The 12,148-nt window shown below is 73.0% G+C and carries 15 protein-coding genes; 7 read left to right on the forward strand and 8 right to left on the reverse strand.

The window, feature by feature from the left end:
• Positions 1 to 39 precede the first annotated feature (39 nt).
• Genes KUA19_RS16705 through KUA19_RS16720 form a run of 4 tightly spaced genes read right to left on the reverse strand, consistent with a single transcriptional unit; the run spans position 40 to position 3,289 of the window.
• Positions 40 to 1,017, reverse strand: coding sequence for a DUF4232 domain-containing protein (locus KUA19_RS16705; protein ID WP_217396914.1), 978 nt, complete (start codon positions 1,015 to 1,017; stop codon positions 40 to 42).
• A 37-nt stretch (positions 1,018 to 1,054) separates the two neighbouring features.
• Positions 1,055 to 2,074 (reverse strand): DUF4232 domain-containing protein, encoded by a 1,020-nt coding sequence (locus tag KUA19_RS16710; RefSeq protein ID WP_217396915.1) that lies wholly within the window; start codon positions 2,072 to 2,074, stop codon positions 1,055 to 1,057.
• Between the two features lie 25 nt (positions 2,075 to 2,099).
• Positions 2,100 to 2,795, reverse strand: coding sequence for a DUF4232 domain-containing protein (locus KUA19_RS16715; protein ID WP_217396916.1), 696 nt, complete (start codon positions 2,793 to 2,795; stop codon positions 2,100 to 2,102).
• Complete coding sequence (locus tag KUA19_RS16720) at positions 2,792 to 3,289, reverse strand: SigE family RNA polymerase sigma factor (RefSeq protein WP_217396917.1); 498 nt, start codon at positions 3,287 to 3,289, stop codon at positions 2,792 to 2,794. The genes KUA19_RS16715 and KUA19_RS16720 overlap by 4 nt, the downstream gene beginning before the upstream one ends.
• Before the next feature lie 138 nt (positions 3,290 to 3,427).
• Between KUA19_RS16720 and KUA19_RS16725 the strand changes: the two genes are divergently transcribed.
• On the forward strand, positions 3,428 to 3,802 hold the full coding sequence (locus KUA19_RS16725; RefSeq protein ID WP_217396918.1) for a PRC-barrel domain containing protein: 375 nt from the start codon (positions 3,428 to 3,430) through the stop codon (positions 3,800 to 3,802).
• A gap of 291 nt (positions 3,803 to 4,093) precedes the next feature.
• Here KUA19_RS16725 and KUA19_RS16730 read toward each other — a convergent pair whose 3' ends face one another.
• Positions 4,094 to 4,894, reverse strand: a complete 801-nt coding sequence (locus KUA19_RS16730) for an N-formylglutamate amidohydrolase (RefSeq protein ID WP_217396919.1) — start codon at positions 4,892 to 4,894, stop codon at positions 4,094 to 4,096.
• 119 nt (positions 4,895 to 5,013) lie between these two features.
• Between KUA19_RS16730 and KUA19_RS16735 the strand changes: the two genes are divergently transcribed.
• From KUA19_RS16735 to KUA19_RS16750, 4 genes are read left to right on the forward strand one after another with little or no spacing between them, the layout of a single operon-like run.
• Positions 5,014 to 5,937 carry an ABC transporter ATP-binding protein gene (locus KUA19_RS16735; RefSeq protein WP_254549458.1) on the forward strand — a complete coding sequence of 308 codons (924 nt, stop codon included), beginning with the start codon at positions 5,014 to 5,016 and terminating at the stop codon, positions 5,935 to 5,937.
• Positions 5,918 to 6,703 (forward strand): efflux permease Rv1217c-related protein, encoded by a 786-nt coding sequence (locus KUA19_RS16740; RefSeq protein ID WP_217396921.1) that lies wholly within the window; start codon positions 5,918 to 5,920, stop codon positions 6,701 to 6,703. Before KUA19_RS16735 ends, KUA19_RS16740 begins: the two co-directional genes overlap by 20 nt.
• A gap of 54 nt (positions 6,704 to 6,757) precedes the next feature.
• The gene (locus KUA19_RS16745; protein ID WP_217396922.1) at positions 6,758 to 7,789 is read left to right on the forward strand and encodes a PucR family transcriptional regulator; all 1,032 of its coding nucleotides are present in this window, start codon (positions 6,758 to 6,760) and stop codon (positions 7,787 to 7,789) included.
• A 36-nt stretch (positions 7,790 to 7,825) separates the two neighbouring features.
• Positions 7,826 to 8,431: a maleylpyruvate isomerase N-terminal domain-containing protein gene (locus tag KUA19_RS16750; protein ID WP_217396923.1), complete on the forward strand. Its 606-nt coding sequence runs from the start codon at positions 7,826 to 7,828 to the stop codon at positions 8,429 to 8,431.
• A gap of 16 nt (positions 8,432 to 8,447) precedes the next feature.
• Here KUA19_RS16750 and KUA19_RS16755 read toward each other — a convergent pair whose 3' ends face one another.
• Positions 8,448 to 9,395, reverse strand: coding sequence for a methanogen output domain 1-containing protein (locus KUA19_RS16755; protein WP_217396924.1), 948 nt, complete (start codon positions 9,393 to 9,395; stop codon positions 8,448 to 8,450).
• A gap of 265 nt (positions 9,396 to 9,660) precedes the next feature.
• Here KUA19_RS16755 and KUA19_RS16760 point away from each other — a divergent pair, with 265 nt between their 5' ends.
• The gene (locus tag KUA19_RS16760) at positions 9,661 to 11,061 is read left to right on the forward strand and encodes an adenylosuccinate synthetase (protein ID WP_217396925.1); all 1,401 of its coding nucleotides are present in this window, start codon (positions 9,661 to 9,663) and stop codon (positions 11,059 to 11,061) included.
• 104 nt (positions 11,062 to 11,165) lie between these two features.
• Positions 11,166 to 11,435, forward strand: coding sequence for a GlsB/YeaQ/YmgE family stress response membrane protein (locus KUA19_RS16765; protein ID WP_217396926.1), 270 nt, complete (start codon positions 11,166 to 11,168; stop codon positions 11,433 to 11,435).
• Positions 11,436 to 11,462: 27 nt separating this feature from the next.
• On the opposite strand, the gene KUA19_RS16770 is transcribed toward KUA19_RS16765, so the two are convergent.
• Together KUA19_RS16770 and KUA19_RS16775 are read right to left on the reverse strand one after the other, a co-directional pair.
• A complete protein-coding gene (locus KUA19_RS16770) occupies positions 11,463 to 11,714 on the reverse strand; it encodes a helix-turn-helix transcriptional regulator (RefSeq protein WP_217396927.1) in 252 nt (83 codons plus the stop codon).
• On the reverse strand, positions 11,708 to 12,136 hold the full coding sequence (locus tag KUA19_RS16775; protein WP_217396928.1) for a hypothetical protein: 429 nt from the start codon (positions 12,134 to 12,136) through the stop codon (positions 11,708 to 11,710). Before KUA19_RS16775 ends, KUA19_RS16770 begins: the two co-directional genes overlap by 7 nt.
• Positions 12,137 to 12,148: the final 12 nt, after the last annotated feature.

Genomic DNA, 12,148 nt, shown 5'->3' on the forward strand with positions numbered 1-12,148 from the left:
CCGCCGCGAGACGGCGGACCGGGCGCAACGGTGTCGGAGCTACTCGACCAGGACCTGGGCGGATGCGGTCGGGCCGATGGCGCCCGGCTCGCGGACGGACCACTCCAGCTGCCAGGACTGGGCCGGGGTGTAGTCCGGTATGTGCAGGCGCATGGCGAAGCGCAGCGAACCGCCCGCCGGGATGGTGCCGGGGGCGCAGTTGAGCCGGTGGACTTCTACGCCCTTGTACAGCATCTCCATATAGGTCAGGCAGGGTTCGAGGGCGAGCGGTCGCCCACCGGTATTGGTCAGGGTGACGGTGTAGTCCAGGTCGGTGCCGGGCTTGGCCTTGGCGGGCGCCTCGATGCGCACCCGCACCCCGCTGTAGTGCGGCTCGGCCGAGAGGTCCCGCAGCAGCCGGTGGATGCCGGTGATGCCGATCGGGCAGCTGCCGTAGAGGCTCAGCTCCGGGATCGCGTACTCCCGGTCCAGCAGTCGGACCGAGATGTCGGAGTAGGTGCGGCCGTCAACGCCGCCGCCGCACGAGTACGAGCTGCCGAGCACGAACCTGGCCCGCTCGCCGGGGTCGACGGTCGCCGGGCGCTCCTCGTACCCGGGCACGGTGAGGGTGCCCGGGTCGGTGTTGACCGGCACGGTCTTGCCCCCGCTGAACAGCACCGGGTACCCACCGATCGAACACCTGCTCGGGCCAGCGTTGCGGATCTCGATAAAGCTCTGCCGGGTGCCGGCGGCGCCGTTGTGCCCGACGAACTCGACGGTCGGCAGGTCCGCGGCGGTGCATGGCCGGGCGGCCGGCCGGGGGCTCTCCCGGCCCGGTCCGGGGAGGTCCGCCACGGTGAGGGCGTCGTCTCGCCAGGGCACCGCATCCGGCGGCCAACCGCCGGACGTGATCGCGACGACGGTCGGCACGGCGCTCGAGACGACGGTCGGCGGGCCTGGCTCAGGCGTGGCGACCGGGGCCTCGGCGGAGCATCCCGCGAGCAGGAGAAGTGCGGACAGGACAGCCAGCGGACGCATGCTTGCCACCTTCAGGGACGGGTGCGGGACGGCGGTACTAGTAGACGGTGACCGTCGCGGTCGCGGCCGGGGCATCGCTGCGCCATTCACGGATGGTCCAGCGGAGCTGCCAGCGCTGCGCCGGGGTGTTTTCGGGGATGGTCAGGCGCATCGCGAACCGGATCGAGCCGCCTGCCGGGATGGTGCCCGGGGCGCAGTTGAGCAGGTAGATCTCCAGCACCTCGGACAGGGTCTCCTGGTAGGCGGGGCAGGGGTCGAGCACGACGTCGGTCCGGCCGGGGTTGGTGAGGGTGACCGTGTAGTCGAGGTTCGCGCCCGCCTTGACGCGCGCTGGTGCCGTGACGCGGGCGGTCAGGTGGTTGAAGTGCGGGTGGGCGGGCTGGTCCCTGAGTATGCGAAAGACCCCGGTGACATGGATGGGGCAGCTGCTGGTCAGCGTGAGTCCGGGGATCCGCAGATCGCGGTCGGCCAGCCGTACCGAAATGTCGCGGTAGCTGCGGCCGTCGCCGCCGCCGCAGCTCACTGAGCTGCCGAGGATGAACCGTGCGCTTTCGCCGGGGTCGATGGTCGCCGGGCGCTCCTGCGGACCGCCGCCGGTGACCTCCGGCGGGTCTATCACGGTCGGCACGGTTCTGCCCGCGCTGAGCAGCACGGGGACGCCGCCGAGCGAGCATCGGCTCGCCCCCGCGTTGCGGACGTCGATGTGGTGCAGCTCGGTGGCGGTGGTGCCGTCCTCGGCGGCCAGGGCGGCGGTGGCGGGAAGGTCCGCGGCGGTACACCCGCGGGCAACCGGGCGGGGCTGCTCCACCTCCCGTTCCGGGCCTTGGACACCGTTGAGTTGCCACGGCACCGCGTCGGGCGGCCAACTGCCGGTGAGCGGCGCCGGGGATGCGCCATCGGACGTGGTGGTCGCGGCGTCGGTCGGGGCGGGGCTGTCGGCGGGCGTGGCAATCCTGGGTACGACCGGGGCGGCGCTGTCGGTGGACTTGGCGGTCGGCGGCCCGGCGGCACAGCCGGTCAGCAGGAGCAGGGTGGACAGGACGGCCAGACGGCGCATGGGTTCCCCCGGGGCTGGTCGGCGGTCAGCCACGGTCGGCGGACCAGACGGACACGGTGATGACGCAGGTGGTGGTGAGGGTGAGGCCGGGCAGCGGCAGGCGGCCGCCGTCGAAGGAGAGCACCACGTCGCGGTAGACGGTCGGGTGTGCGGAGTCCGGGCAGGTGGTGGAGGAGGCGAGGGTGGCGGACGCGGCGCCGCCGGGGGCGAGCAGCACGGATGGCACACCGGTGCCGTCGGGATCGCTGTCCGTGTCGTCCGGCGCGGCATCGGGCGTGGTGGGCACGGCCTGGACCCCGCCGCTCTCCTGCGAGCCGAGGTTGGGGTGGTCGATGAGCAGGCATGCCTCGGTGCCGCTGTTGCGTACGGTGACGCGGTAGCGCTCGTACCCGTTGGCCGGGCCGAGCAGCAGTGCCGACGCGGTCGGGCCGAGGTCGGCCACGGTGCAGGCGGCGGCGCTGGGCTGGGGGGTGGGCTGGTCGCGCCGCAGCCAGGGGATGCCGTCATCGAGGCGCCAGGCCGGATTCGCCACCGTCACCGGGACGAGGATCACGGCCGGGGCCGCCAGCAGTGCCGACATGACCGTGGCGGTGATGGCCGCGATCCGGCGCCGCCGCCGGCGCCGCATGCCGGTGTGGACCCGGTGTACCGGGTCGTGCCAGCCGGGCAGGGCGTGCCGCTCGTCGGTGAGGGTGCGGCGCAGCTGCTCCTCGATGTTCATCGCAGGGCCTCCAGTCCCGACGGTGTGAGCGCTTCGCGCAGCTTGGCCATGGCGCGTGAGGCGGTGCTCTTGACCGTGCCCTGGCTGCAGCCGAGGGTCTGCGCGATCTGCGCCTCGGACATGTCCTCGTAGTAGCGCAGCACGATCACCGCCCGCTGCTGCCGGGGCAACGTGGCCAGTAGCCGCCACAGTTCGCCGTCGTGTGGCTGCTGCTCGCTGCCGGGCCGTTCGGGCAGCTCGCCAGGCAGCACCTCGCGCCAGAACCGGCGGCGGCGGTTGAGATAGCAGTTGATGATGGTGCGGCGCACGTACCCCTCGGGGTTGTCGTGGCGTTCGATCCGGCGCCAGGCCAGGCCGGTGCGTTCCAGCGCGTCCTGGACCAGGTCGGCGGCCAGGTGTGGGTCCCCACACAGCACGTGCGCGAACCGCAGCAGGTCAGCGTGCCTGCCGCGGACGTACTCGTCGAAGGACGTCGGTGCGTCCCATCTCGCCATGACCGGTATGACACGCGGCGGCCCGCTGTCGGTTGTCCGCCGGAAAGTCGGGCGCGCGACGTTAGCCGCCACCGCGAACGGGTAGATAGACGGCACATCAGTCCAACACGAGCATGGGAGGCGAGCTACATGACGGCCATGAACCCCATCCCCTGGGACCCGTGGAACTACCGCGAGACGCTCGACTACAAGCCCACCGAGGACGGCGGTGACCGTTCGATCGTGGGCTTCCACGTGGAGGCGACCGACGGCGGGATCGGCAAGATCGACGAGGCGACCGGCGTTGTCGGTTCGCGTTACCTCGTGGTCGACACCGGTCCGTGGATCTTCGGAAGCAAGGTGCTGCTGCCGGCGGGTGTCATCAAGGACATCGACTTCGCCGACGAGCGGGTCTTCGTCGACCGCAGCAAGTCCGAGATCAAGGACGCGCCCGAGTACGACCCGGACCGACGCGATGACGTCGGCTACCGGGACTCACTCGGCGACTACTACGCCGGCGGATCGCCGCGCTGATGAACAGGCCCGGGGCGGGGCGGCTGTCGAGCCGCCCCCCCCCGGGGGATAACCGACCCGGGGGGGCCCGACAGCCGGCGCCCCCCCCGCGCCCCCCCCCCCGGGGGGCCCCCCCCCCCCCCCCCGCGGGGGGGGGGGGGGGGGGGGGCCCCCCCCCCCCCGCCCCGGGGCATCACCGTCCGGTGTGGCACAGACGCCGGGCGAAGCAGTCCGGTAGGGGGTGGAACGCGGTGCGGGCCGCGTTCCGTTCGCGGGCCGGTCCGGTCGGGAGACATCGGACCGGCCCGCCACTCACGCCAGGGCCGCGCAGGCGTCGACCAGGCGGGCCAGCGCCGCGCCCACCGCGGCCAGCCCCTCGGTCGGCGGGCCGCCGGGCTCGACCGAGTACCCGTCCCGGCGCAGTTCGATCATCAGGCCGTGCACCCGCGTGTCCTTGCCGTGGTGCTTCAGCGGGACATAGCAACCGGCGAACGGGCTGTCGAACGCGGCGTCGTAGTCCGCGAACGCGCTCCGGGCCGCCTCGACCAGCCAGGGCGGGGTGTGCGCGGAGTCGGTGCCCAGGCATACCTCGGGCCGTTCGACGCCGCCGATCTCGTACGGCAGCCGCTCGCGCGGGTACGAGTGCACGTCGATGATCACCGCGCGCCCGGTCGCGGCCAGCCGCGCGTCGACCAGCTCCGTCATCGCCGCCGCGTACGGGTCGAACCACCGCTCCACCAGCGCCTTCGCCGCCGCGGGGTCGTCGGCGCGCAGCGGTGCTCCGGCGCTGGTGCGGGTGTAGACCGCGCCCATGCCCACCGCGATCATCGGCTCGCGCTCGTCGGGGAACCGCTCCGGGTCCACGACCAGCCGGGACAGGCCGTTCACCAGTGACCACGGCCGCAGCCGCGCCGCGTCGGCGGCGTACGCGGCGATCAGGTCGGTGTGCGCGTCGGTCATCGCCGCCAGTTCGGCGGCCAGCTCCACGTCGTCGAGCAGCAGTCCCGCCCGGACGTCGGCCGGGATCGCGATGGCGGCGTGCGGCACGTGCAGGATGACGGGGCTCGCGTCACCGCCGGGCAGCACCCGGTGGCCTGGCTCGGTGTCGTTCATCGGCCGGACACTACCGGCCGGGTCCGATGGATTCTGCCGACCTTCGGCAGTCTCGGGGTGGCCAAGTCGGCCGAGGTCACCTCTGGAGGACGGCGCGGGCGCCGCGCATGCTGTGGCGCATGACTGACGACATCGCCGTACGGGCCGAGGACCTGACCAAGTTCTACGGCACCCGTCGCGGCATCGAGGCGCTGAACCTCCAGGTCAACGCGGGCGAGGTGCTGGGCTTCCTCGGCCCCAACGGCGCGGGCAAGACCACCACCATCCGGCTGCTGCTGGACTTCCTGCGCCCGACCCGCGGACATGCGACGGTACTCGGCCTGGACCCGCGCCGGGACAAGGCGGCGCTGCACCGGCAGATCGGCTACCTGCCTGGGGAGCTGGCGTTCCCGGGCCGGGAGAGGGCTGCGGACCTGCTGCGCTTCTTCGCCCGGACCCGGGGCGGGGTGTCGTGGCAGGCGGTGACGGAGCTGGCCGAGCGGCTGGAGCTGGACCTGTCCCGGCCGATCCACACCATGTCCAAGGGCAACAAGCAGAAGGTCGGCCTGGTACAGGCGTTCATGCACGCCCCGGCGCTGCTGGTGTTGGACGAGCCGACCAGCGGCCTGGACCCGCTGATGCAGCAGGAGTTCCTGACGATGGTGCGGCAGGCGAGGGATGCCGGGCAGACCGTGTTCATGTCCTCGCACGTGCTCGCCGAGGTGCAGCAGGTCGCCGACCGGGTGGCGATCGTGCGCGACGGGCGGCTGGTGGCACTGGAGCGGGTCGAGTCGCTTGGTCGCCGCGCCGTACGCCACCTTGAGATCCACTTCGAGGAGCCGGTGGACCCGGCTGAGTTCGCGTCGCTGCCGGGGGTCAGCGACGTGACGGTGTCCGGGCCGGTGCTGCGCTGCACCGTCGACGGCAGGCTCAGCCCGCTGGTCCGGGCGGCGGCCCGACACGAGGTGGTCGACCTGCTGTCGACCGAGCCGGACCTGGAGGAGACGTTCCTCAGCTACTACTACGAATCCGAGGGAGCCGGACATGACGCCGCTGATGCGTAAGACCTGGCGCGACGACCGGCGCGCCCTCATCGGCTGGACCGTCGGCATCGCCGCGTTCACCCTGGTCTACACGTCGTTCTACCCGCAGCTGCGGAACGCGGCCAAGCTCAAGCAGGACGCGATGCCGCAGGGGATGCTCGACTTCCTCGGCGTCTCGGACATGACCGTCGGCGCCGGATACCTGGAGGCGACGGTGTTCGGCCTGATCGGGCCGCTGCTGCTGATCACCTGCGGGACCATGCTGGCCGCGCGCATCATCGCCCGGCCCGAGGAGGACGGCGGCATGGAGCTGCTGCTGGCCAACCCGCTGTCGCGGCGCGCGTTCGCGGGCCAGCGGCTGGCCGCGGCCGGTCTGGCGGTCACCGTGATCGCGGCGATCCCGTGGCTGCTGCTGGTGTTCATCGTGCCCGCGGCCGGGCTGGGCGTGCCGCAGGGCAACCTGGCCGCCGCCGGGGTCGGGATGATCGCGTTGGCGTGGCTGTTCACCGCGGTGGCGTTCCTGGTCGGCGCGGCCACGGGGCGGCGCGGGCAGGTGCTGGCGGTCACGGGGGTACTGGCGGTCGGCACGTACATGGCGCGCGCCCTGTCCGGGATGATCGAGTCGATCGCGTGGCTGAAGTGGGCCTCCCCGTTCCACTACTTCCTCGGCGGCGATCCGCTGCGCACCGGCTGGCACGGGGGCTATCTGGCGGTGCTGGTGCTGCCCGCGATAGCGTGCGCCCTCGCCGGGATCGCCGCGTTCGACCGGCGCGACGTCGGCGTGTGACAGCACGGTCGGGCGGGCACCGCGCCCGCCCGACCCGTAGCAGGCGGGAACCCCATGACCGACCCAGATCGGCTCGCCGCCGAGGCCGACCGGCTGCTGCGCGAGGTGACCGGCACGGTCACCCCGGCGCAGCTGCGTGCGGCGGGGCGGCTCGGCGCGGACGCGGCGGCGCTGTCGTACCGGCTGGGCGACGCGGTCGGCGCGCTGACCGGCGCCGCGGCCGCGACCGATTGCGCCCGCGCGCAGGCGGTGCTGCGGGCGCTGCCCGCGCTGGTGGACGCGCTGCTCGACGGCTACCAGCGCGGCAACCACGCCCAGGCCGCGGCGCACGACCGCGAGCGCGACCGGTTCATCGACGACCTGCTGTCGGGGCACACCGACCCGGGCCGCCTGGCCGCCCGCGCCCAGCGGTACGGCGTCAGCCTCGCCGGGCGGCACGTCGTCATCGCGGCCCGCGCGCCGGGCCTGTCCGCGACGGCCGTGCACGCCATCGACGACGCGCTCGTGGCGCGGTTCGGGGCGGCGAACACGATGACCCGCGAGCGTGACGGCGAGCTGGTCTGCGTGGCCGCCGACGGGCTGCGCGGGGTGCCCGCGGAGCTGGCGCGGCAGCTGCTGGCGTACCAGGGAAGTGGCTGGCAGCTGGCCGTGGGCCGGGCCCATCCCGGGTTGGCGGGCCTGGCCACGTCGCTGCGGGAGGCCCGCGACACGCTGGACCTGGCCGGGCGGCTCGGCTTCACCGCACCGGTGCTGCACGCGTCCGACCTGCTGGTCTTCCCGGTGCTGCTGCGCGACCGCGACGCGATGACCGACCTGGTCGACACGGTGCTCGGGCCGCTGCGTGACGCCCGGGGCGGGGCCGCGCCGCTGCTGGAGACGCTCGGCGTGCTGTTCGAGCAGCAGGGCAACCACACCGCGGCGGCGCGGGTGCTGCACGTCAGCGTACGGGCGGTCAGCTACCGGCTGGACCGGATCCGGGCGCTGACCGGCTATCACCCGGGCGAGCCGACGCAGCGGTTCACCCTGCACACGGCTGTGCTCGGGGCCAAGCTGCTGGGCTGGCCCGCCGACGAACCGCCCGGCTGAACCGCGCGCGGCGACGGGCGGTGCGATGATGGCCGAGTGTCCGGACCAGACCTGAGCGCTGACATCGCGGCCTGCCGCGCCGCGCACGAGCGGCTGCACCGCACCCTCGACCGCGTCGATGACCTGGTGGTGCGCCAGCCCAGCCGCCTGCCCGGGTGGACGGTCGGCCACGTGCTGACCCATCTGGCCCGCAACGCCGACAGCGTCCTGCGGCGGCTGCGTGCCGCCGAGCGCGGCGAGCTGGTCACGCAGTACGAAGGCGGCGCGGCCGGTCGCGAAGCGGAGATCGAGGCGGGTCACGACCGGCCCGCCGCCGACATCGTCGCCGACCTGCGCGCGGCCGACGCGGCTGTCGACGCGGCGTTCGCGGCGGCCCCGGCGGAGCTGTGGGCCCGCACCGTGCTGGCCGGGGACGTCAACGAGATCCCGGCGACCCGGCTGGTGTTCTCGCGCTGGCGCGAGGTCGAGGTGCACCACGTCGACCTCGGCCTGGGCTACGGACATGCCGAGTGGCCTGCGGCGCTGGTGGCCCGCTGGCTGCCGGAGCTGCTGGAGCAGCTGCCCGACCGCACCGACCGCAACGCCCTGATGGCATGGATCCTCGGCCGGACCGAGGCGCCGGAGGTACGTTCCTGGGGCTGATCGCCGCCCCGGTCGATCAGGGCTGGTCGGTCTGCGGGCGCTGGTAGCGGTGACCCTCGGCGTCCGGGCCGGGGCCCAGGTGGATGGTGACGCGGCACTGCGGGTCGCCGACGGCGATGCGCTCGGTCAGGTCGACGGTGGCGGTGCCCCGGTTGCGGGCACCGATGCCGCCGAACACGCTGGAGGTCATCCGGCACAGCGCCGGGGAGAACCGGACCGCGTCGCCGAACGGACAGCGCCGGTTGCCCAGCACGATCCGCTCCTCACTGACCTCGATCACGAAGAAGTCGCCGCCGATCGCGGCCTTGAGCCGTACGTAGCACTCGGCCAGCTGCTCGGCGCTGAGCCGTCCGACGATCTGCCGCGCGGCCCGGTACTCGGCCTCCATCTGGCCGCCGACGGTCGCGCCGACGTGCGCCACCAGATCCTGGGCTCGCTGCGGACCCGCGTCGTCCTCGACGGCCCGTGCCAGCTCCACGACCAGGGCGCGCAGGAACGGCTCGCGGCCGAACCCGTCCGGCCCGGCCTCGCCCGCCGCGGGCAGCGGGTCGGTGATCCGGGCGGGCGGGTCGAACGACTTCTCGGCCGAGCGGGCCACCGGCAGCGTCGCGCTGACCCGCTTGCCGCCGCCCCGCTTGGCCGCCACGGCCAGGTCGGTGGCCAGCTGCGACACCAGCCACATGCCGCGACCGCGTTCGGCGGTCACCCGGGGCGGGGTCAGGTCGGGGGTGAACAGCGGTCCGAGGTCGTGCACGGTGATCGTCGGGTGGGTGCGGTGCCAGTCGACCGACACCCAGATCGGCCCGCCCGCGTGCTCGACGGCGTTCATGATGAGCTCGGAGACGGTCAGCTCCGCCTCGGGCACGGCGGCGCGGTCGTCGGCGTGGCGGGCCAGGTAGGTGCCGATCTCCCGGCGCAACAGGCTGCCCGCCTCCGGCGTGGGCGGCGACAGCAGCCAGTCCATCTCGTCCTCACAAGTGCTCGCGCGTGGTTGGTCCGGGCTCCATGCTCCCTGCTACGGCGGCAGAGGACAACGCGAGAGCGGCGGTGTGGGTGATCTGTGTCGTTGACGGCCCTATGGGCCCCTGCTAGCGTCCATGCCGCCCGCGACGGTCTGGTGGGGAAATGCCCTGGTCAGGGGTTATTTGCCGTACCCGCCGCGCCGCCCGCGCGTCGGCAACGCGGCCGGTAGCCCGTACCCCGCCCAGCGAGACGAGGTAGTCCTGCCCATGACGGTTGTCCACCCCACCCGCGGCTACGCCGATGTCCTGGTCGGCCTGCAGTACGGCGACGAGGGCAAAGCGAAGATCATCGACCTGATCGCACCGGACTACGACATCGTCGCCCGGTTCAACGGCGGCGCCAACGCCGGGCACACCATCGAGACCCCGCAGGGCCGGGTCGTGCTCCAGCAGGTGCCGTGCGCCATCTTCCAGCCGCAGACGCTGCTCTACATCGGCTCCGGCTGCGCCGTGAACCTGTGGAAGTTGGTCGCCGAGCTGGACCAGATCGCGGCGCACGGCGTCGACCTGACCGGCCGCCTGCACATCAGCGACCGGGCCGCCGTCGTGCAGGCCGCGCACATCCTCATCGACGAGCGCGACAGCGCGGGCATCGGCACTACCAAGAACGGGATGGGGCCGTGCTACGCCGACCGGGCGTACCGGATGCGCGGTGGGGCCCGCACCAACCTGCAGCTGCGTGACGTGCTGGCCGATCCGGCGGGCGCGCTCGAGGCGATGCGCGCGGCGGCCGATGCGGAGCTGGCCGGGTACGACGGCGACACGTCCGCGCCGCGCCGCGACCTCCAGCAGCGGCTGGACTCGTTCGCGGCCTGCGTCGAGCGGGTGCGCGGCCACGTCCAGCCGCGACGCACCTGGCTGGCCGAGCGGGTCGGGCAGGGCGCCCGGGTGCTGTTCGAGGGCGCGCAGTCGACGATGCTGGACGTGGTGCACGGTGACCAGCCGTTCGTCACCGCCAGCCACACCGTCCCGGCGTACGCCTACGTCGGCGGGGACCTGCCGCCGCGGTTCCACCGGTACACCATCGGGGTCGCCAAGGCGGTCATGTCCCGCGTCGGCAACGGCCCGTTCCCGTCCGAGCTGGGCGCGGAGCGCTCGGCGGCGTACTTCGCCGACGCGGTCTCCGCCGGTCGCGGCCGGGCCGAGGAGCAGGCCGAGTTCGACATGCACCGGCTGCGCTTCTCGACCGACGAGATGGAACTGGGCATCGCGATGCGGATGCTGACCCACGAATACGGCTCCGGCAGCGGCCGTCCGCGCCGCATCGGCATCCTCGACCTGGAGCAGCTGCGCGAGATGGTCGTCGCGTTCGGCGTCGACGTGGTCTACCTGAACAAGGTCGACTGCCTGTCGCTGTACGGCGAGAGCATGTTCGGCGGCATCCCGGTGCGCGTGCCCGCCACCGCCGACCAGGGCGCCACCCGGGTGCTGCCGTCGTTCACCGCCGACCAGTTGCGCGCCGACCAGCCCGACGTCCTGCCGCTGGAGCTGCTGGAATTCAGGTCGTTCGTGGAGCGTGAGATCGGAGTGCCGGTCATCGGGTTCGGCATGGGTCCCAAGCGCGACCAGATCACGCAGTTCTTCCGGCTGGGTGAGTTCGCGCGCTGAGATCCGAACGCGAATGTGCGTCAGGAGACAGGTTTGCGGCGGTACGGGCGGGGGCAGTCCAGTGGTGCGGAGCAACCCCATTCGCGCACGTTAGGAGCACTGTCATGACTGTCGCCGGAATCATCTCGGCCATCATCGTCGGCCTCGTGATCGGAGCTCTCGGTCGCCTGGTCGTGCCGGGTCGGCAGGACATGCCGATCTGGCTGACGATCCTCGTCGGTATCGTCGCCGCGCTCATCGGCACCGCGATCGCGCAGGCCGTCGGCGTCGCCGTCACGGACGGCGTCGACTGGATCGAGCTGGTCTTCCAGGTCGGCCTGGCCGCGCTGGGCGTGGCCCTGATCGCGGGCATCCGCGGGCGCAGCTCCGTCTGACGCAGCTGCTCAGCCCGGGTCCGAGGACTACTCGGACCCGGGCTGATCCGTGTCGGTCAGCGGCCCGTCCGGGTACTGGAACACCGCGTCGAGCCCGACCCCGAACACCCGTGCGAGCTGGAACGCCATCTCCAGCGACGGCGAGTAGCGGCCCTGCTCGATGGCGATGACGGTCTGCCGGGTGACCCCGACGCGGTCGGCGAGCTCGGCCTGGGTCATTTCGCCGTGGGCGAACCGCAGCGCCCGGATCGAGTTGGTCACCCGGGTCGGCTTCACCACGGCTGGAAGCCCCGCCGGTACGCCATGATCTTCATGACCGAGGCCAGTAGCGACGACAGCACGAACGCCAGGTAGATGGCGTTGGCGATCCAGAACTGGTCCACCCGCAGCAGCGCCATGACCAGGGCGGCGATCCCGCCCGCGATGACGAACCACTGCCCGGTGTACTCGCCGAAGCGGTGGATCTCGCGGTCGCGCTGGTCCTTGCGGTCGGCGTCGGCCGGGGCGGCGGTCGCGGCGGCGATGTGCAGCACGATCGCGCCGACGATCGCCGCGCCGATGCTCCACAGCAGCGCCCCCGCGTACGGCACCTCGGCCAGCGGGGTCTGCCCCGCCCGGCCGAGGATCACCGCGACGTAGGTCGCGTATGCGGCGACCGTCACCACGATCATGATCCAGGCGCGCTTCTCCTCGAAGGCCATGCCACGACCGTA

The sequence above is a fragment of the Catellatospora tritici genome, assembly GCF_019083965.1.
In the GTDB taxonomy this organism is placed as follows: Bacteria; Actinomycetota; Actinomycetes; order Mycobacteriales; family Micromonosporaceae; genus Catellatospora; species Catellatospora tritici.